Here is a 26,734-nt window from a genome sequence, read left to right as displayed (position 1 = left end):
CATCGGCCTAGCATGTTGCAACTGATCCTCGGTGGGGCCCGCTCCGGCAAAAGTCGCCTGGCCGAACGCCTGGCGGCCGAAAGCGCGCTGCGGGTGACTTATATTGCCACCAGCCAGCCGCTGGACGGCGAGTTGAATGAGCGGATTGCCCTGCATCGTCAACGGCGTCCGGCCCAGTGGCATTTGATCGAAGAGCCGCTGGAACTGGCCCGGGTGCTGCGCGAGAACGCGGCCCCCGACGCCTGTCTGCTGGTGGATTGCCTGACCCTGTGGTTGACCAACCTGCTGATGCTGGACGACGCCGAGCGCCTGAAGGTCGAGCGCGAAGCCCTGTTGCAAAGCCTGGCGCAGTTGCCGGGAGAGATCATTTTTGTCAGCAACGAGACCGGTCTGGGTATCGTGCCGCTGGGCGAGTTGACTCGCCGTTATGTCGATGAAGCCGGTTGGCTGCATCAAACTCTGGCCGAGCGTTGTCAGCGTGTGGTGCTGACGGTCGCCGGTTTGCCCCTGACTTTGAAAGGAACTGCGTTATGAGTGAATCGTGGTGGCTGAATCCGTGCAAGGCGATTGATGCGCAGGCGCAAGATGCGGCGTTCCAGCGTCAGCAGCAACTGACCAAACCAACCGGGTCCCTGGGCCAGTTGGAGCAGGTCGCGGTGCAACTGGCGGGTTTGCAAGGGCGGCTCAAACCGCGGGTCGATACGCTGTGGATCGCGATTTTTGCCGGCGACCATGGCGTGGTGGCTGAAGGGGTATCGGCCTACCCGCAGGAAGTGACCGGGCAGATGCTCGCCAATTTCGTCGGCGGTGGCGCGGCGATCAGCGTGCTGGCCCGGCAGTTGGGCGCGCGCCTGGATGTCAACGACCTCGGTACCGTTACGCCGATGCTCAACCTGCCGGGTGTGCGTCATCTGCAGATCGCTGCTGGCACCGCGAACTTTGCCCAGGGGCCGGCGATGAGCGAAGCCCAGGGCCGGTTGGCGCTGGAAGCCGGGCGTGACAGCGTGCGGCGCGCGGTGACGGCGGGCACTGAGTTGTTTATCGGCGGCGAAATGGGCATCGGCAACACGGCCTCGGCCAGCGCGGTGGCTTGTGCCCTGTTGAAATGCCCGGCGGCGCTGTTGGCAGGCCCCGGCACCGGGCTCGACCCGGCCGGTGTCAGCCACAAGGCGCGGGTCATCGAGCGGGCGCTGGCGCTGCATGCCGGACACACCGATGATCCGTTGCAGGCCTTGTTCCGCCTCGGTGGTTTCGAGATCGCGGCGCTGGCCGGGGCCTATCTGGCCTGTGCCCAGGAAGGTGTGGCGGCGTTGGTCGACGGTTTTATCTGCACCGTCGCGGCGATGCTCGCGGTGCGCCTGAATCCCGAGTGCCGGCAGTGGCTGATCTTCGCTCACCGTGGCGCCGAGCGCGGCCATCGGCACATTCTGGAGAGTCTGTTGGCCGAACCTTTGCTCGATCTGGGCCTGCGCCTGGGCGAGGGCAGCGGCGCGGCGTTGGCGGTACCGCTGGTGCGCCTGGCCTGCGACCTGCACGGGCAGATGGCGACCTTTGCCGAGGCGGCCGTGGCGGATCGTCCGGCATGACCTTGTGCCTGGACCTGTTGCGGCATGGCGAAACCGAGCTGGGCGGCGGCTTGCGCGGCAGCCTGGACGACGCCTTGACGCCCGCGGGTTGGGAGCAGATGCGCGCCGGGGTGGCACGGCAAGGGCCGTGGGACTGTGTAATCAGTTCGCCCTTGCAGCGTTGCGCGCGGTTTGCCGAAGCGCTGGGGGCGGGCCTGGGGGTGCCGGTCGAACTCGAGAGCGACCTGCGAGAGTTGCATTTCGGTGCCTGGGAAGGGCGGAGCGCGGCGGCGTTGATGGAGACGGACGCCGACGCTCTGGGCCGGTTCTGGTCCGATCCCTATGGCTTTACACCGCCTGCAGGCGAGCCGGTGGAGCAGTTTGCCGAGCGGGTCCTGGCGGCGGTATCGCGTCTGCGGCAACGTTATGCCGGCCAGCGCGTGCTGCTGGTCAGCCATGGCGGGGTGATGAAGGTCCTGCTGGCCCGGGCTCGCGGTTTGCCGCGTGAACAGTTGCTGCAGGTCGAGGTGGCCCATGGTGCCTTGTTTTCCTTGCAGGTACGGGCCGACGGTGGGTTGAGGGAGGTCGCGTGAGCCGGCTGCCGTTCTGGATCGCCTTGCAGTTTCTCAGCAGCTTGCCGATTCGCTTGGCGGGGATGCCGGAGCCTCGGGAAATGGGGCGCTCGTTGCTGTGTTATCCGTTGGTGGGGTTGCTGTTCGGCGTCGTGCTGTATGTTCTCGACGGGGTGTTGGCGGGGGCGCCGCTGTTGCTGCACGGCGCTTTGTTGCTGACGGCCTGGGTGCTGCTCAGCGGCGGCCTGCACCTGGACGGTCTGGCCGATAGCGCGGATGCCTGGCTGGGTGGCTTTGGCGACCGCGAGCGGACCTTGCTGATCATGAAGGACCCGCGTAGCGGACCGATTGCGGTGGTCACGCTGGTGCTGGTGCTGCTGTTGAAGTTCTGTGCCTTGCTCGCCTTGATCGAGCAGCGGCAGATGCTGGCACTGTTGCTTGCGCCGCTGATCGGTCGTAGTGCGCTGCTGGGGCTGTTCCTGACCACGCCTTATGTCCGTGCTGGCGGCTTGGGCCAGGCACTGGCCGATCACCTGCCACGTCGGGGCGGATGGTATGTGCTGCTGGCGAGCGCGCTGTTCTGTGGACTGCTGGCCGGGCTCAAGGGCGTCTGGGCGGTCGGGTTGGCGGTGGTGGGCTTCTGCTGGCTGCGACAGTTGATGATGCGCCGTCTGGGTGGCACGACCGGCGATACGGCGGGGGCGTTGCTGGAACTGCTGGAAGTGCTGGTGTTGGTGGGATTGGCGTTGGTCTGACGGCTCTTCGGCGACCTGGCGAAGATTATCGCCGGCAAGCCAGATCCCACTGAATATTGCTCAAAACTTGTTTTCAAGGTGTTACGGGTATATACACACATCATGTTATCAACCGACTGCTTGTGCATCAGCCTGCGTCGCGCCGCTCGTGGCGTCAGCAGGCATTACGACGGCGCTCTCGACGGCTTCGGGATCAATGTTGCCCAGTATTCTCTGCTGTGCAATCTCAAGCGCCTGGACCAGCCGAGCATTTCCAGCCTGGCCGAAGCCATGGGCCTGGATCGCAGTACCCTGGGGCGCAACCTGCGGGTACTGGAAGGCGATGGCCTGGTAAGCCTGACCGAAGGCGCCGACCAGCGTAATCGCCTGGTCCGGCTCACCGACGCCGGGGTTGAGCGACTGGTGGCCGCCCAGCCCGCTTGGGAAGCCTCGCAGCAGCGTCTGGTGGAGCGTCTTGGGGAGGAAAAGCGCGCGACGCTGCTGGCCTTGCTGGAAGAGTTGGCAGACGGCGAGTAATCGCCGTTTTATTCGAATAAAGCGGGTATATACCTGTAAATGAGGAATAACAATGACATCGATGTGGCGTGCAAGTGGCTGGATTCTGCTTGGGAGTGCGCTGATTCTGGCGCTGTCCCTGGGGGTACGGCATGGTTTCGGATTGTTTTTGCCACCCATGAGCGCACAGTTCGGCTGGGGCCGCGAGGTATTTGCCTTTGCCATCGCCTTGCAGAACCTGATCTGGGGGCTGGCCCAGCCGTTTACCGGAGCCCTGGCCGATCGCTTCGGTGCCGCCAAGGTGGTGATGGTCGGTGGCGTGCTGTACACCGTCGGGCTGGTGTTCATGGGCCTTTCCGACTCGGCGCTGAGCCTGTCCCTGAGTGCCGGCCTGCTGATCGGTATCGGTCTGTCGGGCACCTCGTTTTCAGTGATCCTCGGTGTGGTCGGGCGCGCCGTGCCACCAGAGAAGCGCAGCATGGCCATGGGCATCGCCAGTGCCGCCGGGTCCTTCGGTCAGTTCGCCATGTTGCCGGGCACCTTGGGTCTGATCGGTTGGCTCGGCTGGTCGACAGCGTTACTGGTGCTGGGCGTGTTGGTGGCGCTGATCGTGCCGCTGGTGAGCCTGCTCAAGGACACACCGTTGCCCAAGCTTGCGGGCGAGCAGAGCTTGTCCGAGGCACTGCGTGAGGCCTGTTCCCATTCCGGCTTCTGGCTGCTGGCGTTCGGTTTTTTTGTCTGTGGTTTCCAGGTGGTGTTCATTGGTGTGCACCTGCCGGCCTACCTGGTGGACCAGCATTTGCCCGCCAGCGTCGGGACCACGGTGCTGGCGCTGATCGGCCTGTTCAATATCTTCGGTACCTACACCGCCGGTTGGCTCGGCGGACGGATCTCCAAGCCACGCCTGCTGACGGCCTTGTACCTGGCGCGGGCGGTGGTGATCGTGGTGTTTCTCTGGGTGCCGGTCACGCAGTTCAGTGCCTACCTGTTCGGCATGACGATGGGCTTTCTCTGGCTGTCGACGGTGCCCCTGACCAATGGCACCGTGGCGACCCTGTTCGGGGTGCGGAATCTTTCGATGCTCGGCGGCATCGTGTTCCTGTTCCACCAGTTGGGGGCTTTCCTCGGTGGCTGGCTGGGTGGAGTGGTGTATGACCGTACCGGCAGCTACGAGCTGATCTGGCAGGTTTCCATCCTGCTGAGCCTGCTGGCGGCCGCCTTGAACTGGCCGGTGCGTGAGCGGCCCGTGGCACGCTTGCAGACGCAGGTGGGCGTGGCATGAGGGCCTTCTGGTCGCGGCTCCTGGCCTTGACTGTGATCGCCTTGCTACTGGCGCTGGCCTGGTGGGGGTGGCGCCAGGGTGGTCTGGCGTTGATGCAACTGGGGATGGGCAGTTGTTAGCGGTCGGCCAGCCGGGGCTCGGTCCTGATCGAGGGGCTGGAGACGGGTACGGGTCGAGGCTCTGATAAATAGCGTGCAATAAAAAACCCGCATCAGACGATGCGGGTTTTTTCTATCCAGCTGACGAGCGGTTCAGGCCTGTCGTGGATCAGAACTTGTACGTAGCGCCCAGGCCGTAGCCCCATGCGCTGTTCTTGTAAGTGGCGCTGTAGCTGCTGCCCAGTGGATTGCTTTTGCTGACCGAGATATCTTCTTCCTTGAGGTAGGAAAGTGCTGCATCGATAGTCAGATCATTGGTGATGGCATAGCCGGCACCCACACTGAAGATTTTCCGATCACCCGTTGGGATACGCGGCGAACGATCCTTGTTGTTGGTTGGCGACTGATCGAAGCTCAAGCCGGCCCGCAAGACCCACTGTTTGTCCAATTGGTAGGAGGTCCCCAAGGCGTAGGCCCAGGTATCGTGCCAGTTCTGCGGTTCGGTGATCGTGCTGAAGAGTGCTGGAGAGAGCCCGCCGCTCACGCCCTGGTTGTTGATGGTAATGTCTTTCAGGCGGCTCCAACGTGTCCAGGTCGTACCGGCATACAGGTTCCAGGCATCGGTCAGATTCTGGGTGACCGACAGGTCGTACGATTCTGGTGTCGCGATTTTCAGCGAGGCATCGTAGCGATTGGTCTGTACCAGGGGGCTGCCACCGGAAGTGACGTCCGTGTGGCCGTCGAGCTTGTAGTCGACTTTCGAGTGGTAGGTCAGGCCGACGCGGGTGGTGTCGGTGGCTTGGACCAGGAGACCGATGTTGTAGCCCCAGGCCGTATCGTCGCCTTTGACCCTGACATTGGTATCGCCGGAAGCCAGAGGCACCGCCAGGTCCGATTGCAGCTCACCGGAAATACGGTTGAAGGTAGGACCGAAACCAATCGATACCTTATCGTTGAAGGCATAACTGATGGTTGGCTGGACGGTCACGACCTTGACTTCGCTCTTGCTGCCGAAGGCACGGCCCTGGAAGTTGGAGCCGTAGTTGGTGATTAGCCCGAAGGGGGCATAGGCACCGAAGCCGATCGACCATTGATCGTTGAGCTGGTTGGTATAGAACGCCATTGGCACCGTGGTGAACGGAACCATATCGCCATCGTTCTGGCCGCTTGAGCGGCCGCTGACGTTCTTGATGTCGGTCGAAGCATCGATGGCCGCGGCGCCGACGGTGATTTGCTGGCCCTTGAGGCGGGACATACCGGCAGGGTTACCGTAGACGGTGCTTGCATCTTCGGCAGAAGAAGATCGACCCGCATAACCGGTCCCCATCCCGCTGATGCTCTGTTCGTTGAGGGCAAAGCCACTCGCGAACAACTGGGTGGATGCCAAAGCAACGGCGAGGCTGAGTGTGGTCTTGAGCATTACTTTTTTCATTATTAGAACTCCGTGGTGATCACCGTGGCGAAAACTACCAACATTTTCGCTTCGGCGCTATAGGCTGTATTGCAGGAGATAGAGCGGTTTTGTAGGACAATCCGACCAAGATGGCTGGGTTTTTTCAGATATTGATCATTTGCTCTAGCAGACCATCGGAGTGACTGATGAGTCACAACTTTGCCAGGCGCGAGTGAAGTCGCGTAAGCGTCCCTGGGGCTGGAAAGTCTGTCGCCAGATCCGGGCCATGCCGAGCAGATCGTCGATGGCGGGCAGGTCGGGGTGTTGTTCCTCCACCAGCAGCCAGGCAATGGCGGTGGCGTAGCGCAGGTTCACGGCGAGTTCCAGGTGCGGGCTGCTTAAAAACGCGTGCTGGCTGGCAAGACCGCGAACCAGGCTGGCCAGTTCGGGGTCCGTGGCCAGGTAGCGGTCCCAGAGCGCGGCGTGGCGATTTTCGTCGATGCAATACAGGCCGTGGCCGTGACGATCGTGCAGGGCCGAGCCCAGGTCCGACTGGCTGGCGGCGACGCCCAGCAGCAGCGCTTCGGCGCTCGGGCTGTGGCGGCCCAGGTACATCAGGGTCGGACGAATCACATAAAGGCGCAGTTCCCTGGCGGCGATACCCATGACACCCTCGATGCTCCTGCCGTGATCGGCAATTTTTATTGGTCGGCGTGGCCTGGCCCCTGGCAGCGGTGGAGGCGTTCAGGCCCGCCGGAAGCGGCCCGGGCCGCTTGAGTTGAAGTGTAGTGTCATATCTTTGTTGTAAAGGACTGTTTTTAAAATATTTAAGCCGTGAGCACGTGGCTTATATATTCATTCGTACTGAGTAATACCGGCAAAATCGCGAAACTTCAGGCAATAAAAAGCCCGGCTGCGCGGGCCGGGCTTTTGGGTTACGGCTTGTTTCGAAGCTCACTCAGTCGAGCTTCAGTGGGCCGCCGAGCTTCAGGCAACCAGGGCCTGGCGAGTACGGTCGATGACCGCTTGCAGCGGCTCGGCGCTGGAGTACTGGTCCGGATACAGGCGTTCACTATGACGGGCGATACCGTGTTCGTTGACCAGCGTGAAGCTGAAGCAGCCTTTGCGAGCGGCCATGATCAGGCAGTTCATCGGTGCGAAGGCGTTGGTCAGGGTGCGAATGGCATCCTGGGTATGGATTTGAGTCGACATGATTATTAGGTGTTCCTGCAAATGACACGGAATCTGATCCGTGCAACGTTAAAACGTTCCAGTAGCGTCGAACCATCTTGGGGCGGACGAAGAACCTGACTGGAACAAAGCAGCCAGTTTGAAGCGCATGAGATAAGTGGCGCTTGGGCTGGCAGGTAGGTACTCAGGAGGGCAGGCAATCACGACAAGGGCAAAGGTTCTGGGCCCGGGGTGAAGATCCTGATCAATCTTGCAGGTTGGTTCGGTCAGAGTAATAACGTTCCGCAGCAGCCTTCAACATTTGGGCTGTGGGAAGATTTACCTGGAAACCATCGAGGGGTCGATTCCTTTTTCAAGCGGCTGATCCATTTGGAAAGCGCCTGGAGGGATATGTTCGACCAGAATTGACTTTCAGCTTGGTACTAACGAGGCGGATAGTAGCGCATTGAAATGGATAAGGGAAGTGTCTTAGCAAAAAAACTGCTTCAGGGCGCCGCCTTCCGTCGCGCCGAGGACTCATCGACGGGGCTGCGAAGCCTCTGGCGCGAGGGGGATTATGTGCGAGCGCCAGGGCTGATAAAAAAGACGGCTTGCCCGCTCTGTGCAAAAAAGGTGCGTCGATATAACCGTTGTCGCACTACTTGTGCACAATTACGGCACGGCTTGTCACCGGACTGTCATCCACGCAATCTGTCGCCCGAATGCCTGTATCGCCAATACAAGTCAATGAAAAATATCGTCTTTTTTTATTGGTGAAAAAATCGACAGTTTGACTGCGAGCCCCATTCCATGCGGCTTTGCGAGGGTTGGAGAGGGGTTGTCCACTGAGTTATCCACAGCTTCTGTGGATTGTCCCACGCGCTTGCTCTAGCACGGGCATGCGGCGTTTTTTCGACTTTACCTGTACGAAAAACAGCGTAGAGTGGCGCGCCCCGCGATCTGGCGTGCAATGCCACATGAAACTTCGGTCAGGTTCCTTGCCGCCGTCCACGGCCGATACGATTTCTACTCTGGTCGAGCTGTCCGTGGCCGGTCACGTTCGTTACCCTTGATTCTTTACACTGGGTTGGCACCTTGGGAGTCCTTATGGCGTTGGATCTGACCAGTCTCTTGCTCGGCTTGGCGGGCGCGGCGCTGCCGTTACTGGCGTTGGCCTGGCAGTTACAGCGCCGGGCGAGCGTCGCCCAGGCCGAGTTGCTGCTGTTGGACGAGCGTTTGAGCGGTGCCCGGTTGGGGTTGGACGGTCTCGGCGCACAGCTGGATGCCAGCCGTGACGAGGTCAGCGACCTGAGTCAGGCCAATGCCGTCAAGCAGGCGGAACTGGCGGCGTTGCGCCGGGAAGTCGAATTGCTGCAGATCGAGCGTGACAACGCCCGCGACGCCGCCCATGCCTGGAACCTCGAGCGCGCCCAGAAGGAGGCCGAGCTGCGCCGGTTGGATGCCCAGGCGGCCTCGTTGAGCGCCGAGTTGCGCGAGCAGCAGGACAGTCATCAGCAACGCCTGGACGACCTGCAGGGTTCGCGGGATGAGTTGCGCGCGCAGTTTGCCGAACTGGCCGGAAAGATCTTCGACGAGCGCGAGGCGCGATTTGCCGAAAACAGCCAGCAACGCCTCGGACAATTGCTCGATCCGCTGAAGGAACGTATCCAGTCCTTCGAAAAACGCGTGGAAGATAGTTATCAACAGGAGGCCCGCGAGCGCTTCTCCCTGGGCAAGGAGCTGGAGCGTCTGCAGCAGCTGAACCTGCGCCTGAGTGATGAGGCGACCAACCTGACCCGGGCACTCAAGGGCCAGAAGACCCAGGGCAACTGGGGGGAGCTGATTCTTGAGCGCGTGCTGGAACATGCCGGGCTGGAAAAGGGCCGCGAGTACCAGACCCAGGTCAGCCTGAAGGGGCCGGATGGCGAGCGTTTCCAGCCGGATGTGCTGATCCTGCTACCGGGTGACAAGCAGGTGGTGGTGGACTCCAAGGTCAGCCTGACGGCTTATCAACAATACGTGGGGGCCGATGATGAGGTCATCGGCCAGGCGGCGCTCAAGCAGCATGTGCTGTCGCTGCGCAATCATGTGAAGGGCTTGGCCGGCAAGGATTACAAGCGCCTGGAGGGTCTGCACAGCCTGGATTTCGTCCTGCTCTTCGTGCCCATTGAAGCGGCGTTTTCGGCGGCCTTGCAGGCCGAGCCGAACCTGTTCCAGGAAGCTTTCGACCGCAATATCGTGATTGTCAGCCCGACCACCTTGCTCGCTACCTTGCGGGTGATCGACAGCCTCTGGAAGCAGGAGCGCCAGAGCCAGAACGCCCGGGAAATCGCCGAGCGCGCCGGTTGGCTGTATGACAAGTTCGTGTTGTTCATCCAGGACCTGGACGAGGTCGGTAATCGCCTCCAGCAACTGGACAAGGCCTACGCCGCGGCACGGAACAAGCTGACGGAGGGACGTGGCAACCTGGTCAGCCGCAGCGAACAGCTCAAGCTGCTGGGCGCGCGGGCCAGCAAGAGCCTGCCGGCGGAGCTGCTGGAGCGGGCGATGACCGATGAGGACGGCGTGATGCAAATGCCGGAGTAATCCGTCAGGTCGGGCACGATCATCGGGACGCCGCATCGCAGCGAAAGCGTCGGTGAAGTGTTCAGAGGGGCAAATGCCGACTCAACAACGCTCGCAACGCCGCCGGCTTCACCGGCTTGGCCAGGTACTCCAACCCGGCGCCATGCACCTGCGCGATGGTTTCCGGGCGCAGGTCGGCGCTGATGACCACGCCGGGCAGCGGTTCCGCCAGACGCGTGCGCATCCAGGTCATCAAGCCGGTACCGGTCTCGCCGTTATCCAGGTGATAGTCCACCAGCGCCAGTTGCGGACGCAGGCCGCCATCGAGCAAGGCGGCGCATTCCTCGCGATTGCGCGCGGTCGAGACCCGGCAGCCCCAGCGGGTCAGCAGGCTGTGCATGCCAATCAGGATACTGTCCTCGTTATCCACGCATAACACCTGCGCCCCACTCAGCGCATGGCCGTTGACCGGGGCGCTGTTGCCGGCCGCGTTGGCCTGATGACTGGCAATCGGCACGCTGACGCTGAAGACGCTGCCGCGCCCGGGCCAGGAGCGCACTTGCAGGTGATGCCCGAGCACCCGGCACAACCCGTCGGCGATTGCCAGCCCCAGGCCGAGGCCCTTTTCGGCACGGGTCTGGTGACTGTCCAGGCGTTTGAATTCCTCGAAAATCACCTGGCGCTTATCCTCGGGGATGCCCGGCCCACGGTCCCAGACTTCCAGCGACAGCTGTCCGCCATGGCGCCGCACTCCCAGCAGGACCGGTCCCTTGGCATAGCGAAAGGCATTGGTGAGGAAATTCTGCAGGATCCGGCGCAACAGCTTGATGTCGCTGTTCACCGGCAAGCGGCTGCCGCGGACCCGGAAGCTCATGCCCTGTTCCTGGGCCAGGGCCTTGAATTCCGCGCCGAGGGTGTCGAACAGTTCGTTGAGGGCAAAGGGCTGCGGATTGGGCGTGATCTTGCCGTTCTCCAGGCGTGAGATGTCCAGCAGGTCGCTGATCAGGTCTTCGGCCGAGCGTAGCGAGCTATCCAGGTGCTGGACCAGTTGCTTGGCTTCCCGGGACAGGCTGTCGTCCTGGTGGGAGAGGGCGGCGGAGAACAGGCGGGCGGCGTTCAGCGGTTGCATCAGGTCGTGGCTGACCGCCGCGAGGAAACGGGTCTTGGACTGGTTGGCCGCTTCCGCCGTGCTCTTGGCCTCGGTCAGGGCCAGGTTCAATTGCGACAATTCGCGGGTCCGCTCGGCGACGCGTTGCTCCAGGCCCTCGTTGGCTTCGGTGAGGGCCCGTTCGGCCTCGCGAAACGCGGTGATATCAGTGAAGCTCATGACGAAGCCGCCACCGGGCATCGGATTGCCGATCAGTTCGATCACCCGTCCGTTGGGGAACAGGCGTTCCGAGGTGTGCGCGCGGCCCTGGCGCATCCAGTGCAGGCGCCGGGCGACGTGTACTTCGGCTTCGCCGGGGCCGCACAGGCCGCGTTCGGCATTGTAGCGAATGATATCGGCAATCGGCCGGCCGACGCTGATCAGGCCGTCCGGGTAGTTGAACAGCTCCAGATAGCGCCGGTTCCAGGCCACCAGCTTCAGGGACTGGTCAACCACGCTGATACCCTGGGTGATGTTTTCGATGGCGCCTTGCAGCAAGGCACGGTTGAATTGCAGCACTTCGGAGGCTTCGTCGGCGATTCGGACGACATCTTCGAGTTGCATCTCCCGCCCTTCGATGGCGGCTTTCACCACCGCCCGGGTCGAGGACGCTCCGAGTACCCCGGCCAGCAGGCGCTCGGTGTGGGCGATCCAGTCGCTGTCGGCGTTCTGGTTCGGGTTGAAACCCTTGCCCTGGCGGTAGGCAAAACGGATGAAGCTCTGGCGCGCGCGTTCCTCGCCGACAAAGCGCGCGGCGAGGGTCAGCAGGTCTTCGATCTGTACCGCCAGCATCGAGCGCGCACTGGGTCGGGCGTTGAGCTCCTGGCCAATAAAGCGTCCGGCCTGCCAGTGCTCGGAGACCCGTGTGCGCGAGAGCACCGAGACCCAGGCGAACAGGGTGAAGTTGCCCGCCAGCGACAGCACCACGCCTTGGGTCAGGGGGCTGATCGGCAGGTTCAGCGGGTTGCCGTGCAGCCAGGCCAGACCCGGAAAACTGCTCAGTGACCAGCCCAGGCTGCGGGCGGCGATCGGTAGGACCAGGGTGTAGAACCAGAGGAACGTGCCCCCGGCGATCCCGGCGAACACGCCGCGGCGGTTGGCCTGTTTCCAGTACAGCGCGCCGAGCATCGCCGGCGCCAGCTGGGTGACGGCGGCGAAGGCGATCTGGCCGATGGTCGCCAGGCTCGCGGTCGAGCCCAGCAGGCGGTAGCTGACGTAGGCCAGCAGCAGAATGGCGACGATGCTGATCCGCCGCACCGAGAGCATCCAGTGGCGGAACGCCTCGAATGGCCGCTCGGAATTCTGGCGCCGCAGCAGCCAGGGCAGCAGCATGTCGTTGGAGACCATGGTCGACAGTGCGACACTGGCGACAATCACCATGCCGGTGGCCGCCGACGCGCCGCCGATAAAGGCCAGCAAGGCCAGCGCCGGATGGGCCTGGGCCAGGGGCAGGCTGATGACGTAGGAATCGCGCAATACGTCCACGGGCAGCATCATGCGCCCGGCCAGGGCAATGGGCACCACGAACAATGCCGCGAGGATCAGGTAGGCGGGGAACACCCACTTGGCCAGACGCAGGTCATGCGGCTCGATGTTTTCCACCACGGTGACGTGGAACTGCCGGGGCAGGCAGATGATCGCCATCATCGCCACGCCGGTCTGTACCACCATGGACGGCCAGTTGACCGTTTCCTCCCAGTATTGCGTCAACAGGGCCGAGGTGCGGGCCTGGTCGAACAGGTCGTTGAAGCCGTCGTACAGGCCGTAGGTGACGAAGGCACCGACCGCGAGAAAGGCAAACAGCTTGACCAGGGCTTCGAAGGCGATCGCCAGGACCATGCCCCGGTGGTGTTCGGTGGCGTCGAGGTTGCGGGTGCCGAAGACGATGGTGAACAGCGCCAGGATCAGCGACACGATCAGTGCCGTGTCCTGGGCCCGCACGCCCATGGCATCGGCGCCGGCACCGATCAGCAGGTTGACGCCCAGGACAATGCCCTTGAGTTGCAGGGCGATATACGGCAGCACGCCAACCATGCAGATCAGCGCCACCACCACCGCGAGAGACTGCGACTTGCCATAGCGGGCGGCGATGAAGTCGGCGATGGAGGTGATGTTTTCCTGTTTGCTGATCAGCACCATCTTTTGCAGGACCCAGGGCGCCAATACCAGCAACAGCACGGGCCCCAGGTAGATCGGCAGGAAGGCCCAGAGCTGGTCGGCGGCCTGGCCGACCGCGCCGAAGAAGGTCCAGCTGGTGCAATAGACGGCCAGCGACAGGCTGTACACCCAGGCTCGCACGCGCGGCGGCAGGGGCGTGCCACGACGGTCGCCATAAAAGGCGATGGCAAACATGATGGCCATATAGGCCAGGGCAACGGCGGCGATCAGCCCGCTGGACAGCGACATGGAAACTCCCGGCAAAAAACATCCCCAGGACAGCCAAGCCCTGGCGCTACAGTCTCGCACGATGGCCGGGGCGGCGTCAGTGTCGACCAAGGTCGCAGCGTGGTGGAGTGTCGCGGGTGGCTGTTCAGCCTTGCAGGGCGATCTCTATCTGCCGGTGCAAAGCCTCGACACTCAACGGCTTTTCCGCGAACAGCACCCGGAACACCGTCGGTGCGACGACCAGGTCGAGCAGGCGCTCGACGCTGGGTAGCGTTGCCTGCGGGTAACGATCCAGAATGGTCTGTAACTGCCCGCCGAGAATGGTCGTGCAATAGCCGGTCGTGGCGCTGCATTGCACATCGCGCATCATCTGTCGGCCCGGTTCCGAGCTGATTTCATCCAGATACTGCTCGGCCCAGGCCCGCAGGTCGCCGCGCAGGCTGCCGGTATTGGCCGGTTCGACTTCCGGACGCATGCGGGCAAAGGCCACATCCGCCAGTAATACCGCCAGGTCGCCCCAGCGTCGATAGATGGTCGAGGGCGTGACCCCGGCCCGTGCCGCGATCTGCGGGACGGTCAGGGTCGAGCGATCCTGCTCTTCGAGAAGCCCGCGGACCGCCCGATGAATCGATTCCTGTACCCGGGCACTGCGGCCGCCCGGACGTATGCTTTCTTTGATCGCCATGCCAAAACCTTAACACAAAGAATTTGCTTTAAGATGAGCGCGGTAGCACACTGCTGCAAAAGCAATATATTAGCTTTTGCGGTTTCCATGTGGAGCGTGCCCATGTCCAATAGCGTCGAAATACCTGTTTCCAATCGCGCCAGCCTGCTGTTCCTGTCGATCGGCTTGTTGACTTTTCTGGCCGCCTCCAGCGCGCCGACGCCCTTGTACCACCTGTATCAGGAAACCCTGCAATTTTCCGCGGCGACCTTGACGCTGATCTTCGGCGTGTATGCCCTGAGCCTGCTGGCGGCCCTGCTGACGGTCGGTTCGCTGTCCGACCATCTGGGGCGCCGGCCGGTGATCTTTGTCGCACTGTTGCTGGATATCGGCGCGATGTTGCTGTTCATCTCGGCCGACAGCGCCGCATTGCTGATCGCCGCGCGGGCATTGCAGGGCTTTGCCACCGGCATGGCGACCAGCGTACTGGGTGCGGCCCTGCTGGACAACGACAACCGCAAGGGACCACTGATCAACAGTATCGCGCCTCTGCTGGGGATGGCCTGCGGTGGTCTGGGCTCCGGTTTGCTGGTGGAGTTCGCGCCACGCCCCCTGCAGTTGGTGTACTGGATTCTGTTCGGCCTGCTGCTGGTGCAGGCGCTGTCTGTCTGGCGCTTGCCGGAAACGGTCAGTAGATTGCCGGGTGCCCTGGCGTCGCTGCGCCCGACCCTGCACGTGCCACCGCAAGCGCGCCGGGCCCTGTGGCTGTCGTTGCCAGTGGATGTCGCGGTCTGGGCCATGGGCGGTTTCTACCTGTCGCTCGCACCGTCGCTGGTGCGGGCCGCGACCGGTTCGACTTCCAACCTGATCGGCGGCGTTCTGGTGGCGGTGCTGACCCTCAGCGGAGCGCTGGCGATCTTCACCCTGCGCAATCGTCCCGCGCATATGATCCTGCGCTTGGGCGCGGCGCTGCTGGCGACCGGTGTCAGCCTGATTCTACTGGCCGTGCACAGCGCCAGCCTCGCGCTGTTTTTATTTGCCACCCTGGTGGCGGGCAGCGGCTTCGGCGCGGGCTTTCTGGGGGCGTTGCGCAGCGTGGTGCCGCTGGCCTTGCCCCATGAGCGGGCGGGGTTGATGTCGGCTTTTTATGCACTGAGCTACCTGGCGTTCTGCCTGCCATCATTGCTGGCGGGCAATCTGAGCCGCTCTTTCGGTCTGATCGCCACGACGGATGGCTACGCTGCGGTGCTGATCATGCTGTCCCTGGGGGCTTTGTCGATGTTGTTGTGGCGGCGTCCGGCGCGGGACCTGGTGGTCTGAGCCGGTGGGCCGGCTGATCGGTTATTGCAAGATCGACGGCGGGGTGGCGGTCAGACTGGGGACTTTTACCGGAATGACCACGGCGCGCCATGATGACTCCCACACGCCCTCGAATTCGGACGCCATTGCCAGCATCCGCCCAGTTGGCCTCGAAGCTTCAGTCCGCCGACCTGACGCAAGCGCTGAGCCTGTTGCAGGAGGTGGCCTGGCAACCGCTGTCTGCCCAGGCCGGCCTGTTCCTGCAAGCCGAGAGCCTGTTCGGCTTGCATCGCTTGCTGACCCACGTGCTGCCCACGCGCCGGATGCGGCCCCAGGGCGCGGTGCCCATGGCTTTTGCCCTGCAGACGCTGAGGCGGGCGATGTTGCATGAGCCCGATCCGCGGCGCCGGGTCGAGCTGGCCCATGACAGCATCGATGCGCTGCTGCTCAAAACCCGAGGGGTATGGATCGGCAAGCGCATTGCCCAGTTGCATGGCCTGGAGGCCATGGATGTCACGACCCAGGCGTTTATTGAGCTGATCCAGGCCTGTGCGGCGACTCTTCACGATCATGCATTTGTCATGGCGCGTCTGGGTATCGGTGTCGGTTGGTTTGGCGCTGACACCGGGGTTGCCGCGAAGCTGGGCAAGGTGGCTACCTATGGCTCCGGCGGGCATATCAACCGGGCGCGTTTTGCCATTTTGCGCGGTGCGCTGGTGCGGGGCGATGAAATCCAGCGGCCAGCGTCGAGTATGGAGCGGGTGCTGGATGCCGGTTGGCTGCGCAGGGAGGCGCAGCTGGATCTTTATCCTCTGGAGCGAGAGGCGGATGAACACGCTTTCTGTGGCGGCGGAGCTTGTCGGATCGCCGCACCGCCGCGAAGCTTCTAGCGCTCCCACGGGCCCCTTCGCGAGCAAGCTCTGCTCCCACAGGCACGCGTTGCTTTCGCTGGCTTGCGCCGGTTAGGTCACTTGTAGACGCCGGCTTGCTGGCGATGGCGATTCTCCAGGCGACGGCGATGTCGAGCATCAGCGCGCAATTGCCAGCAAGCTGGCGCCGACACGGGGACCGTGTTCGGCATTGGCCGGGCGGCGCTAGGTTTCGCGTCCGACAAACTGCGCCCGGTAAGCCGACGGAGAGATCCGCAGTGAGGCGTTGAAATGCTGGCGCAACGACAGGGCGGTGCCGAAACCCGCCTCCAGGGCAATGGCTTCAATATTCTGGCTGCTGCTTTCCAGCAGACGCTGGGCATGGCTCAAGCGTTGTCCCAACAGCCACTGGCCGACCGTGGTCCCGGTCAGTTGCTTGAAGTGCCGGGTAAAGGACCGGCGACTCATCGCCGCCCGGTCCGCCAGTTCATCCAGGGAGTGGCTGCGGGTGAAGTTGCGCCCCAGCCATTGCAACAGCAACCCCATGCGATCCTGCTCGCCGGCCATGGGCAGCGGTCGCTCGATGAACTGCGCCTGGCCACCCGAGCGATGGGGCGCGACCACCAGGCGCCGGGCCACCTTGTGTGTAACCTCGGCACCGCACAACTGTTGCATCAGGTACAGGCAGCAATCCAGGCCGGCGGCGGTACCGGCCGAGGTCAGCAGGTGGTCGGACTCGGCATACAGCACGTCGGCATCGAGCAGTACCCGGGGGTATCGGCGGGCGAATTCAGTCGCCCAGTTCCAGTGCGTGGTGGCCTTGCGTCCGTCCAGCAGTCCTGCTTCGGCGAGGACAAAAGCCCCCAGGCACAGGCCAACAATGCGGGTGCCCCGCTGGTGCGCCTGCTGTAGTGCTTCAAGCAACGGCTCGGGCGGGCGTTCTTCAGTGTCGCGCCAGGACGGCATGATGATCACGTCGGCCTGGCCGAGGGCTTCCAGGCCATGGTGAACCTGAATATCGAACCCCGCGCTGGTGCTCAGCGGGCCGGGCTCGAATCCGCAGACCTTCAGGGCAAAGCGTGGCCTCTCGAGACCTTCGTGCTGCTCGGCGAACACCAGCGTCGGTACGGACAAGTGAAAAGGGCTGATGCCGTTGAAGGCGATCACGGCGATGTCGATCGTGGTCATCCGCGGGGTACTCGGGCTGCGATTTGGCCTGATATTATCGTATATTGTCTTTCGGGCCACTTAGAGTTTTCCGGACGCCGCGCGATCATGGGGGCCTCAAACATATTCACCCGGAGCCAGATCATGTCCCAGTCCCCGCGCCGTGCGCTGATCGTCATCGATGTACAGAATGAATACGTCAGTGGCAATCTGCTGATCGAATACCCGCCAGTGGATGAGTCGCTGGTCAATATCGGCCGGGCTATCGATGTGGCGAATGCCGCCGGTATTCCGGTAGTGATCGTGCAGAACGACAGCCCGGCGGGCTCGCCGCTGTTTGCCATTGGCTCGCCGGGCTGGGAGCTGCATTCGGTGGTCGGTTCACGGCCATACGATCACCTTATCCACAAGACACTGCCCAGCGCCTTTAGCGAAACCGACCTTGGCCAATGGCTGGCCGCGCGCCATATCGACACCTTGAGCGTGGTGGGCTACATGACCCACAACTGCGATGCCTCGACTATCTACGAGGCCACCCATCGTGGCCTGGCGGTCGAATTTCTCAGCGATGCCAGTGGCTCGCTGCCGTATGCCAATGAAGCGGGACAGGCCAGCGCCGAAGAGATCCACCGGGTCTTCAGCGTGGTCTTCCATACGCGCTTTGCCGCCGTGGTCAGCACGGCGCGTTGGCTGTCTGCCGTGGAGGAGGGCGTGACCTTGTCCCGTTCTTCGATTCCGGCTTCCAATCAACAGGCGCGGCAACGCTCATGACGATCATCCGCAGCCGCGAATTTACCGGCGACCGCCCTTGGGCGGCGCTGGATATCGCCAGCATGAAGGGCATCGGCGTTCGCCTGCACTGGACCGACCAACCCTATATCTGGCACATCAATGACGGGCAGGAAGTGTTTGCAGTGCTGGATGGCCGGGTGCGCATGCGCTATCGCAAGGACGGAATCGAGCAGGCCGTGGTGCTGGAGGTCGGCGATATCTTCTATGCCGAAATCGGCTGTGAACACCTGGCTGAGCCCTTGGGAGAGGCGCGAGTGCTGGTGATCGAGGCTGAAGGCAGTCTCTGATTTATTATCTATGAAACAGATAACATATAGAGATATTACCCGTTATATAGATATTCGATCCGGTTCTATGATGGCTGCAACCTCACCCGAGGACAGGAGTCAGTCATGCAAACATGCCTTAACAGCGTCAAACCCGGAATCCGGCCCCTGGGCCATTTGCAGCACCCCCGTGAAGTCATTCGCCAGTTCACTCCCAACTGGTTCGCCGCAACCATGGGCACCGGGGTCCTGGCGCTGGCCCTGGCACAGTTGCCGATAGCCGTGCCGGGACTGCGGACCTTGGGCGAAGCTCTGTGGTTGTTCAATATCCTGTTGTTCGCCGCGTTCAGCCTGCTCTACGGCGCGCGCTGGGTGTTGTTCTTCCATGAGGCGCGGCGGATTTTCGGGCATTCCACGGTCTCGATGTTCTTCGGCACCATTCCCATGGGGTTGGCGACCATCATCAATGGCTTCCTGCTGTTTGGCGTGTCGCGCTGGGGCGTCAGCGCGGTGCGGGTCGCCGAAGTGCTGTGGTGGGTCGACGTGGCCATGTCCCTGGCCTGTGGCGTGCTGATTCCTTACCTGATGTTCACCCGCCAGGAGCACAGTATCGACCAGATGACGGCGGTCTGGCTGTTGCCGGTGGTGGCCGCGGAGGTCGCCGCGGCCAGCGGAGGCCTGTTGGCGCCGCATCTGCTCGATGCCCAGCAGCAGTTCAACGTGCTGGTCACCAGCTATGTGCTCTGGGCGTTCTCGGTGCCGGTAGCATTCAGCATCCTGAGTATCCTGTTGTTGCGCATGGCGTTGCACAAGTTGCCCCATGAAAACATGGCGGCCTCGAGCTGGCTGGCCCTGGGGCCGATCGGCACCGGTGCGTTGGGCATGTTGCTGCTGGGGGCGGACTCGCCGGCGATTTTTGCCAGCATCGGCCTGTCGGGGATGGGCGAGATCGCCAGTGGCCTGGGCCTGGTCGCCGGGATCATTCTCTGGGGCTTTGGGCTGTGGTGGATGCTGATGGCCGTGTTGATCACCCTGCGCTATCTGCGTCAGGGGCTGCCGTTCAATCTCGGCTGGTGGGGCTTCACTTTCCCCTTGGGGGTCTATTCGCTGGCGACCTTGAAGTTGGGCAGCACCTTGCACCTGGGCTTTTTCAGTGGCTTCGGCCTGGTCCTGGTGGTCTTGCTGGCGGTGCTGTGGCTGATAGTCGGTTCGCGGACCTTGCGCGGTGCTTATAAAGGCGAGCTTTTTGTTTCACCTTGCCTGGCGGGAATAGCGAAATAGTTGCCCGATATTAGGTAAGGTTGTGGCCCGGGGGTGGTGATCCGCCTTCCAACAAGAAAGCCGCTCTCGGCGCCACTCAGGTACAGGGAAGATGAGTCACCCCTCACAGTTCAATCTGCTGCGTACACGGCGCTTCCTGCCGTTCTTCGTGACGCAGTCCCTCGGGGCGTTCAATGACAATCTGTTCAAGCAGTCGTTGATCCTCGCCATCCTCTACAAACTTGCCCTCACCGGGGATCGCGGCATCTGGGTCAACCTCTGTGCCTTGCTGTTCATCCTGCCGTTCTTCCTGTTCTCGGCCCTGGCCGGACAGTTTGGCGAAAAGTTTGCCAAGGATGCGCTGATCCGGGTGATCAAGCTGGGCGAAATTGCCATCATGGCGGTCGGTGCCGTGGGCTTTGTGTTCGATCACCTGTCATTGATGCTGGTGACGCTGTTCGCCATGGGCACCCACTCGGCGCTGTTCGGCCCGGTCAAATACTCGATCCTGCCCCAGGCCCTGCATGAAGAGGAACTGGTCGGTGGCAACGGCCTGGTGGAGATGGGCACCTTCCTGGCGATCCTGGCGGGGACCATCGGTGCCGGGGTGATGATGTCTTCGGCGCACTACGCGCCGATCGTGTCCAGCGCCATTGTGCTGGTGGCGGTGCTCGGCTACCTGGCCAGTCGCGGTATTCCCCGGGCGTCGGCGGCGAGCCCGCAGTTGCGGCTGAACTGGAATATTTTCAGCCAGTCCTGGGCCACCTTGCGCCTGGGCCTGGGGCAGACGCCGGCGGTGTCGCGCTCGATTGTCGGCAACTCCTGGTTCTGGTTCGTCGGGGCGATCTACCTGACGCAGATTCCGGCATACGCCAAGGAGTGGCTGTACGGCGATGAGACCGTGGTGACGCTGATCCTCACGGTATTTTCGGTTGGTATCGCCGCCGGTTCGATGCTTTGCGAGCGGCTGTCGGGGCGCAAGGTGGAAATCGGCCTGGTGCCCTTCGGTTCGTTCGGACTGAGCCTGTTCGGCCTGTTGCTGTGGTGGCACTCCGGTAACCTCCCGCAGAATGTGCAGGCCTACGACTGGCTGGCGCTGCTCGGTTATCACCAGGCCTGGTGGGTGTTGGTGGATATTCTCGGGCTGGGCGTGTTCGGCGGTTTCTACATCGTGCCGCTGTATGCGTTGATCCAGTCGCGTACCGCCGAGAACGAGCGGGCCCGGGTGATTGCCGCGAACAACATTCTCAACGCGCTGTTCATGGTGGTCTCGGCAATTGTCTCGATCCTGCTGCTCAGTGTGGTGAAGCTGTCGATTCCCGAGTTGTTCCTGGTGGTGTCGCTGATGAATGTCGCGGTCAACGCCTACATCTTCAAGATCGTGCCCGAGTTCAGCATGCGCTTCATGATCTGGCTGCTCAGCCATTCCATGTACCGCGTCGAGCACCGCAACCTGGAACTGATTCCCGATGAGGGCGCGGCCTTGCTGGTTTGCAATCATGTGTCGTTTGTCGATGCGCTGCTGATCGGTGGAGCGGTGCGGCGGCCGATTCGCTTCGTGATGTATTACAAGATCTACCGCCTGCCGGTACTCAACTTCATCTTCCGCACGGCCGGGGCCATTCCGATTGCCGGGCGCGGTGAGGACCTGGAGATCTACGAGCGCGCGTTCAGGAAAATCGCCGAGTATCTGAAGGATGGCGAATTGGTGTGCATCTTCCCCGAAGGCAAGCTGACCACCGATGGCGAGATCAACGAGTTCAAAGGTGGCATGACCCGCGTGCTGGAGGAGACCCCGGTGCCGGTGATTCCGCTGGCGCTGCAAGGTTTGTGGGGCAGTTTCTTCAGTCGCGATCCGGGCAAGGGGCTGTTCCGGCGCCTGTGGTCGCGGGTGACCCTGGTGGCGGGGAGCCCGGTCGGGGCCGAAGTGGCGGTGCCGGCGCAGTTGCGTGAACAGGTGTTGCAGTTGCGGGGGATGGCACGTCGGTAGACGTGTGCGGGAGCGCTGCCTGTCGGATCGCCGCACCGCCGCCAGGCTTTTGGCGGTCTTGCGGGCCTCTTCGCGGATAAATCCTGCTCCCACAAGAGATCGCCCTCATTCCTTGCGGCTGAACACGGTCTTTGTGGGAGCCTGGCGTGCCAGCGATTACGATCGATCAGGCGGTGCAAGGCCCACTGGCCTCATCGCCAGCAAGCTGGCTCCTACAAGGGATCTCCCTCATCCCTTGCGACTGAACGCGGTCTTTGTGGGAGCCTGGCGTGCCAGCGATTACGATCGACCAGGCGGTGCAAGGCCCACTGGCCTCATCGCCAGCAAGCTGGCTCCTACCGGGGGGTGTTGGATCGAGGAGGGGGTCAGGCCGCCGAGACCTTCAAGCCGATCAACCCGGCAATGATCAAGGCGACGCTCGCCAGGCGGAACAACGCCATGGACTCACCGAACAGGATGATCCCGGCGATCACCGTGCCCACCGCACCGACACCGGTCCAGATCGCATAAGCGGTGCCCAGCGGCAACTCCTTCATGGCAAGGCCCAGCAGGCCAAGACTGATCGCCATGGCGGCGACAGTGAGTGCGGTGGCCAGCGGGCGGCTGAAGCCGTCGGTGTACTTGAGGCCAACGGCCCAACCGACTTCGAAGAGACCGGCGAAAAACAGAATGATCCAGGACATGAAAACCTCCATCTATGGCTGGGGTCGTCCCCGGATGGATGCTGTGCTCAAGCCGCTGGGTCGTCCCGGCGCTGCGCACTATATTGCCCACTCTTGATCTGACGATCAAGTTTGCCTCAGTCCAGGGCTTGCTCGGCGGCCCGTTCACGGTCCTGTTTTTCGCTCATGCGCCGGAACCAGGTGGAGAGCAGGGCACCGGAAATATTGTGCCAGACACTGAACAGCGCGCTGGGCACCGCTGCCAGCGGCGAGAAGTGCGCGCTGGCCAGGGCGGCGCCGAGGCCTGAGTTCTGCATGCCGACTTCCAGCGCCAGTGATTTGCGCTGGGCCAGTGGCAGCTTGAACAGGCGGCCGGTGAAGTAGCCCAGCAGGTAGCCGAAGCTGTTGTGCAACATCACCACGGCCATGATCAGCAGGCCGGATTCGGCGATCTTCGCCTGGCTGGCCGCGACCACGGCGGCGACGATGATCACGATGCTCAGCACCGAAACCAGTGGCAGGACCTCCACCGCGTGCCGGACTCGCTGGCCCAGTAGTCGTTGCGCGACGACCCCCAGCACGATCGGCAGCAACACCACTTGCAGGATCGACCAGAACAGTTCGCCGAACGACACTGGCAGCCAGGCCGAGGCCAGCAGCCAGATCAGCGCGGGGGTCAGCAGCGGGGCGAGCAGAGTGGTGACGGCGGCGATGGCCACCGACAGCGCCAGGTCGCCGCGGGCCAGCCAGGTCATGACATTCGAGGCGGTACCGCTGGGGCAGCAGCCGACCAGGATCACCCCGACGGCGATTTCCGCCGGCAGCTGGAAGGCCCGGCAGAGCAGCCAGGCGACGCCTGGCATGATAATGAAGTGGGCGACCACGCCCAGGGCCACGCGCCAGGGATGGCGGGCGACTTCGGCGAAATCGTCGAGTTTCAGGGTCAGGCCCATGCCGAACATGACCAGGCCGAGGAGCGGCACGATGGCGATTTTCAGGGCGATGAACCAGGCGGGTTGCAGGAACGCCAGCACGGCGAAAATCAGCACCCAGTAGGCGAAGGTATTGCCGACGAAGCGGCTGAGGGTGGCCAGTGCGCGCATGGTGTTTTCCTTGTTATGTGTACGGTGCTGAGCGAATTTTTTCCAACCACCCGATCTCAAGCCAGGCCGAAATTTGTGGCGAGCGGGCTCGCCCGCGCTGGGGCGCGAAGCGGCCCTAAAACCGGCGAATGCGATCTATCAGGTAGACCGAGATAACCGGTTTACGACTGCTTCGCAGCCGAGAGCGGCAGTGCGGCGTCCGGACAAGCCCGCTCGCCACAAGACCGCGCTCGGTTTCAGATTTCCTTATCGACCGACTGGGTCTCAGTGGGAGCGGAGCTTACCGCGTGCGATCAGATGCCCTGCGGCATTTCCTCGCCACCCAGGGCCTCGAACAGCTGTGGCAGGAACTCGCCGAAGGTCAGCATCATCAGGGTGAAGCTGGCGTCCAATTGGCCCAGGGCTTCCTCGCCGCCGTCCTGTTCGGCCTGATCCTGCAACAGATCTTCGAACTTCAGGCGCTTGACCACCATTTTGTCGTCGAGCACGAAGGACAATTTGTCCTGCCAGGCCAGGGACAGTTGGGTAACCACCTTGCCGGTGCTCAGGTGCAGCTGGATTTCCTCGCTGGTCAGGTCCTGGCGCTTGCAGCGCACAATACCGCCGTCTTCATGGGTGTCGCGCAGTTCGCATTCGTCGAGGACGAAGAAATGCTCCGCGGCGGCCTGGGTCTTCACCCAGTCGGTCATGATCGCGCTGGGCGCGGTCTTCACGGTCAGCGGCCGCACCGGCAGGGTGCCGAGCACTTCGCGCAGGGTCGACAGCAGGTCCTCGGCGCGTTTCGGGCTGGCCGAGTTGACCAGGATCAGGCCCTGTTTCGGCGCGATGGCGGCGAAGGTCGAGGAACGCCGGATAAAGGCCCGCGGCAGGAACGCCTGGATGATTTCATCCTTGAGCTGGTCGCGCTCCTTCTTGTAGACCTTGCGCATCTGTTCGGCTTCGATCTCCTCGACCTTTTCCTTCAGTGCATCGCGCACTACGCTACCCGGCAGAATGCGCTCTTCCTTGCGCGCGGCCACCAGCAGGAAGTCGCCGCTGACGTGAACCAGCGGCGCGTCCTCGCCTTTGCCGAAGGGCGCGACGAAACCATAGGTGGTCAACTCCTGGCTCGCACAGGGGCGAGCCGGTTTGCTCGCCAGTGCGGTCTCCAGCGCCTCGGCATCAAAAGGCAGATCTTGGGTCAGGCGGTAGATCAGCAGGTTCTTGAACCACATGGGGTGCATCTCTCCTTTATACAAAGGAGGGCATTATTCTCTTCATGGACCCATAGGCCAACCCTCCGCTAAGTCTTTGGAAGACCTGAGAAAAATATTAAAGAAAGTGCTTGCCAGAGTGGGGAGTGCTCCGTAGAATGCGCGCCACACCGAAAGCGAAGGGTGATTAGCTCAGCCGGGAGAGCATCTGCCTTACAAGCAGAGGGTCGGCGGTTCGATCCCGTCATCACCCACCATTCGTGATCAGTGTTACGCGCAGCGGTAGTTCAGTCGGTTAGAATACCGGCCTGTCACGCCGGGGGTCGCGGGTTCGAGTCCCGTCCGCTGCGCCATATTCGATGATCTGGACCACTGAACGCCAGCTCATCACAGAAAGCCCGCCTTGTGCGGGCTTTTTTGTGGGTGTTGATTTTGTCAGGCGCTGCCGGAGCCGGGCAGCGTTCTTTTGCGGCGGTCCGATGCCCCGGTAAATTCGGCTCCCATCTCGCAATGTGCGTGTCTACGCATTCAAATACCCCGACGCCATCGCGATCAATCCTGGTCGGTCGCAACGCTGGCATTTCCGACTCCATCGCCAGTAGAGAGGCGAATCTCGTTCGGTCCTTGATACCGGCTGATCTTATGTGGTCAGACCTCTACCTGCTGCGGCGAATCGCGCGGGGGATGGCGACGGTCACCCGCAGGTACTGCTTGGCCAGCCTTATCTATGCATGAAAGTACTGTAATAGAGCGGTCATATGCTTTTTGTGAATGGAAAATTTTAACGAGTAATCAGATAGCAGGCAGGATTCATTTCTTCCTCATGTGTTGATGTTGTACGATAACGTAACAGTGTTTTTCATCGGTTTATAACATCAACAAAGCTTTTGGAGACCTGCCTGTGATTATTCGCAGTATCGAGATCATCCGCCTGAGCATTCCGTTCTTGGCCGGCACCACTGAGCGCAAGAGCCTCGGGCCGGCCAAGGATGACGATGCCTTCAATGCCGCATCGCCCCGGCATCGGCGCATGGAAAGCCTGATGCTCAAGGTCACCACCGACACGGGCCTGAGCGGTTGGGGCGAGGCTTTTGGCCACGGCTGCAACCCGGTGACCTTCAAGGCCTTGGCTGAAGTGGTGGCACCGATGTTCATCGGTACCGCGCTGGCCGATCGCGAACAGACCCTGGAAGTCGCGCGTCGCGCCCTGCATGGTTTTGGCTCGACCGGACCAATGGTGTACGCCTTGTCCGGCATCGACATCGCCCTGTGGGACCTGGCCGCGCAGGTGGCCGGCCAGCCGTTGTACCGGTTGCTGGGCGGCACGCCGCGCGAACTCGAGCTGTATGCAAGCCTGGTCAGTTATGGCGGCGATCCTGACGAAGTGTTTGCTCAGGTCAGACGCGCCCAGCAGCAAGGCTTTCGCAAGATCAAACTGCATGAAACCAGCTATGCGGCCATCGCCGCGGCCCGTGCGGCGCTGCCGCTGGCGGCGGGTGAGTTGATGGTGGATGTCAATTGCCCGTGGACCGTTGCCCAGGCGTGCGACATGGCTGAGCAGTTACGCGAGCTTGCGCTCGGTTGGCTCGAGGAGCCTGTCTGGCCGCCCGATGATCTCCGCGGTCTGGCCCAGGTGCGACGCCATGGCGTGGCGGTTTCCGCCGGTGAAAACGCCGCGGGGGTGAACGGTCTGCGCGCCTTGGTTGAGCAGGGCGCGGTCGATGTCTTGCAGCCCAGCGTCGCCAAGGTCGGAGGCATCAGCGCGATGCTGGAGATCTTCGCGATTGCCCGCGAGCACGCTGTCGGCGTGGTGCCGCACTGCTTCTATTTCGGCCCCGGGTTACTCGCCGTCGCGCACCTGTGCACGCTGTTGCCGGCGGACGTGGCGCTGGAAGTCCCATTCATCGAGTTCGAGCGCTTGCTCTATCCCGAACTCGCCTTCAAGCCGCGCATGAGCCTGCCCGACGTGCCGGGCCTTGGCTTTGTGCCTGACGTCGAGGTGTTGCGGGCCTATTGCACGGACCACGCGCTGGTCAGTTGAG

General features: G+C 62.5%; 25 protein-coding genes and 2 tRNA genes. 18 read left to right on the top strand and 9 right to left on the bottom strand.

Annotation, left to right across the window (positions count from 1 at the left end; genetic code table 11):
* Nucleotides 1–12: 12 nt before the first annotated feature.
* The 7 genes from cobU (at nucleotide 13) to PFEN_RS30935 (ending at nucleotide 4,788) form a co-directional block, all read left to right on the top strand.
* Complete coding sequence (gene cobU, locus PFEN_RS01335) at nucleotides 13–534, top strand: bifunctional adenosylcobinamide kinase/adenosylcobinamide-phosphate guanylyltransferase (RefSeq protein WP_191485241.1); 522 nt, start codon at nucleotides 13–15, stop codon at nucleotides 532–534.
* Complete coding sequence (cobT, locus tag PFEN_RS01330; RefSeq protein ID WP_191485240.1) at nucleotides 531–1,586, top strand: nicotinate-nucleotide--dimethylbenzimidazole phosphoribosyltransferase; 1,056 nt, start codon at nucleotides 531–533, stop codon at nucleotides 1,584–1,586. The genes cobU and cobT overlap by 4 nt, the downstream gene beginning before the upstream one ends.
* The gene (locus tag PFEN_RS01325; protein WP_191485239.1) at nucleotides 1,583–2,158 is read left to right on the top strand and encodes a histidine phosphatase family protein; all 576 of its coding nucleotides are present in this window, start codon (nucleotides 1,583–1,585) and stop codon (nucleotides 2,156–2,158) included. The genes cobT and PFEN_RS01325 overlap by 4 nt, the downstream gene beginning before the upstream one ends.
* Nucleotides 2,155–2,892, top strand: coding sequence for an adenosylcobinamide-GDP ribazoletransferase (locus PFEN_RS01320; protein ID WP_191485238.1), 738 nt, complete (start codon nucleotides 2,155–2,157; stop codon nucleotides 2,890–2,892). Before PFEN_RS01325 ends, PFEN_RS01320 begins: the two co-directional genes overlap by 4 nt.
* Nucleotides 2,893–2,994: 102 nt before the next feature.
* The gene (locus PFEN_RS01315) at nucleotides 2,995–3,408 is read left to right on the top strand and encodes a MarR family winged helix-turn-helix transcriptional regulator (protein WP_191485237.1); all 414 of its coding nucleotides are present in this window, start codon (nucleotides 2,995–2,997) and stop codon (nucleotides 3,406–3,408) included.
* 61 nt (nucleotides 3,409–3,469) lie between these two features.
* A complete protein-coding gene (locus PFEN_RS01310; RefSeq protein ID WP_191485900.1) occupies nucleotides 3,470–4,669 on the top strand; it encodes an MFS transporter in 1,200 nt (399 codons plus the stop codon).
* Nucleotides 4,666–4,788: a hypothetical protein gene (locus PFEN_RS30935; protein ID WP_263596578.1), complete on the top strand. Its 123-nt coding sequence runs from the start codon at nucleotides 4,666–4,668 to the stop codon at nucleotides 4,786–4,788. The genes PFEN_RS01310 and PFEN_RS30935 overlap by 4 nt, the downstream gene beginning before the upstream one ends.
* Before the next feature lie 148 nt (nucleotides 4,789–4,936).
* Here the strand turns inward: PFEN_RS30935 and PFEN_RS01305 are convergent, their stop codons facing one another.
* The 3 genes from PFEN_RS01305 to PFEN_RS01295 all read right to left on the bottom strand — a co-directional run bounded on the left by PFEN_RS01305 (nucleotide 4,937) and on the right by PFEN_RS01295 (nucleotide 7,372).
* Nucleotides 4,937–6,199, bottom strand: a complete 1,263-nt coding sequence (locus PFEN_RS01305; RefSeq protein WP_191485236.1) for an OmpP1/FadL family transporter — start codon at nucleotides 6,197–6,199, stop codon at nucleotides 4,937–4,939.
* Between the two features lie 144 nt (nucleotides 6,200–6,343).
* Nucleotides 6,344–6,826 carry a hypothetical protein gene (locus PFEN_RS01300; protein WP_191485235.1) on the bottom strand — a complete coding sequence of 161 codons (483 nt, stop codon included), beginning with the start codon at nucleotides 6,824–6,826 and terminating at the stop codon, nucleotides 6,344–6,346.
* Between the two features lie 321 nt (nucleotides 6,827–7,147).
* Nucleotides 7,148–7,372, bottom strand: a complete 225-nt coding sequence (locus PFEN_RS01295) for a hypothetical protein (protein WP_003214941.1) — start codon at nucleotides 7,370–7,372, stop codon at nucleotides 7,148–7,150.
* Between the two features lie 210 nt (nucleotides 7,373–7,582).
* Here PFEN_RS01295 and PFEN_RS01290 point away from each other — a divergent pair, with 210 nt between their 5' ends.
* Nucleotides 7,583–7,759, top strand: coding sequence for a hypothetical protein (locus PFEN_RS01290; RefSeq protein WP_191485234.1), 177 nt, complete (start codon nucleotides 7,583–7,585; stop codon nucleotides 7,757–7,759).
* A gap of 792 nt (nucleotides 7,760–8,551) precedes the next feature.
* A complete protein-coding gene (gene rmuC / locus PFEN_RS01285; RefSeq protein WP_191485899.1) occupies nucleotides 8,552–9,916 on the top strand; it encodes a DNA recombination protein RmuC in 1,365 nt (454 codons plus the stop codon).
* 61 nt (nucleotides 9,917–9,977) lie between these two features.
* Here the strand turns inward: rmuC and PFEN_RS01280 are convergent, their stop codons facing one another.
* Both PFEN_RS01280 and PFEN_RS01275 read right to left on the bottom strand, forming a co-directional pair.
* A complete protein-coding gene (locus PFEN_RS01280) occupies nucleotides 9,978–13,448 on the bottom strand; it encodes a hybrid sensor histidine kinase/response regulator (RefSeq protein ID WP_191485233.1) in 3,471 nt (1,156 codons plus the stop codon).
* 124 nt (nucleotides 13,449–13,572) lie between these two features.
* On the bottom strand, nucleotides 13,573–14,112 hold the full coding sequence (locus PFEN_RS01275; RefSeq protein ID WP_191485232.1) for a TetR/AcrR family transcriptional regulator: 540 nt from the start codon (nucleotides 14,110–14,112) through the stop codon (nucleotides 13,573–13,575).
* 102 nt (nucleotides 14,113–14,214) lie between these two features.
* On the opposite strand from PFEN_RS01275, the gene PFEN_RS01270 reads away from it, so the two are divergent.
* The gene (locus tag PFEN_RS01270) at nucleotides 14,215–15,411 is read left to right on the top strand and encodes an MFS transporter (RefSeq protein ID WP_191485231.1); all 1,197 of its coding nucleotides are present in this window, start codon (nucleotides 14,215–14,217) and stop codon (nucleotides 15,409–15,411) included.
* A gap of 143 nt (nucleotides 15,412–15,554) precedes the next feature.
* Entirely contained in the window at nucleotides 15,555–16,280 is a 726-nt protein-coding gene (locus tag PFEN_RS01265; protein ID WP_191485230.1) for a hypothetical protein, read from the top strand.
* 204 nt (nucleotides 16,281–16,484) lie between these two features.
* On the opposite strand, the gene PFEN_RS01260 is transcribed toward PFEN_RS01265, so the two are convergent.
* On the bottom strand, nucleotides 16,485–17,447 hold the full coding sequence (locus PFEN_RS01260) for a GlxA family transcriptional regulator (protein WP_191485229.1): 963 nt from the start codon (nucleotides 17,445–17,447) through the stop codon (nucleotides 16,485–16,487).
* 123 nt (nucleotides 17,448–17,570) lie between these two features.
* On the opposite strand from PFEN_RS01260, the gene PFEN_RS01255 reads away from it, so the two are divergent.
* The 4 genes from PFEN_RS01255 (at nucleotide 17,571) to PFEN_RS01240 (ending at nucleotide 21,734) form a co-directional block, all read left to right on the top strand.
* Complete coding sequence (locus PFEN_RS01255) at nucleotides 17,571–18,197, top strand: cysteine hydrolase family protein (protein WP_191485228.1); 627 nt, start codon at nucleotides 17,571–17,573, stop codon at nucleotides 18,195–18,197.
* Nucleotides 18,194–18,505, top strand: a complete 312-nt coding sequence (locus PFEN_RS01250) for a cupin domain-containing protein (protein ID WP_191485227.1) — start codon at nucleotides 18,194–18,196, stop codon at nucleotides 18,503–18,505. Before PFEN_RS01255 ends, PFEN_RS01250 begins: the two co-directional genes overlap by 4 nt.
* 105 nt (nucleotides 18,506–18,610) lie before the next feature.
* Nucleotides 18,611–19,765, top strand: a complete 1,155-nt coding sequence (locus PFEN_RS01245) for a TDT family transporter (RefSeq protein ID WP_191485226.1) — start codon at nucleotides 18,611–18,613, stop codon at nucleotides 19,763–19,765.
* A 91-nt stretch (nucleotides 19,766–19,856) separates the two neighbouring features.
* Nucleotides 19,857–21,734 (top strand): MFS transporter, encoded by a 1,878-nt coding sequence (locus PFEN_RS01240; RefSeq protein WP_191485225.1) that lies wholly within the window; start codon nucleotides 19,857–19,859, stop codon nucleotides 21,732–21,734.
* A 365-nt stretch (nucleotides 21,735–22,099) separates the two neighbouring features.
* Here the strand turns inward: PFEN_RS01240 and sugE are convergent, their stop codons facing one another.
* The 3 genes from sugE to rdgC form a co-directional block, all read right to left on the bottom strand.
* Entirely contained in the window at nucleotides 22,100–22,417 is a 318-nt protein-coding gene (gene sugE / locus PFEN_RS01235) for a quaternary ammonium compound efflux SMR transporter SugE (protein ID WP_191485224.1), read from the bottom strand.
* A gap of 116 nt (nucleotides 22,418–22,533) precedes the next feature.
* A complete protein-coding gene (locus tag PFEN_RS01230; protein WP_191485223.1) occupies nucleotides 22,534–23,499 on the bottom strand; it encodes a bile acid:sodium symporter family protein in 966 nt (321 codons plus the stop codon).
* 293 nt (nucleotides 23,500–23,792) lie between these two features.
* Complete coding sequence (rdgC, locus tag PFEN_RS01225; protein ID WP_191485222.1) at nucleotides 23,793–24,713, bottom strand: recombination-associated protein RdgC; 921 nt, start codon at nucleotides 24,711–24,713, stop codon at nucleotides 23,793–23,795.
* 160 nt (nucleotides 24,714–24,873) lie between these two features.
* Between rdgC and PFEN_RS01220 the strand changes: the two genes are divergently transcribed.
* From PFEN_RS01220 to PFEN_RS01210, 3 genes are all read left to right on the top strand, one after another.
* Nucleotides 24,874–24,949, top strand: a tRNA-Val gene (locus tag PFEN_RS01220).
* Nucleotides 24,950–24,968: 19 nt separating this feature from the next.
* Nucleotides 24,969–25,045 (top strand) — tRNA-Asp (locus PFEN_RS01215).
* 548 nt (nucleotides 25,046–25,593) lie between these two features.
* Nucleotides 25,594–26,733, top strand: a complete 1,140-nt coding sequence (locus PFEN_RS01210) for a mandelate racemase/muconate lactonizing enzyme family protein (protein ID WP_191485221.1) — start codon at nucleotides 25,594–25,596, stop codon at nucleotides 26,731–26,733.
* Nucleotide 26,734: the final 1 nt, after the last annotated feature.

Origin of the sequence: Pseudomonas sp. FEN (assembly GCF_904067045.1) — a bacterium.
Taxonomy (GTDB): domain Bacteria; phylum Pseudomonadota; class Gammaproteobacteria; order Pseudomonadales; family Pseudomonadaceae; genus Aquipseudomonas.
Note: the sequence above shows the minus strand (reverse complement) of the source record. Positions and strands in the feature narration are given on the sequence as shown.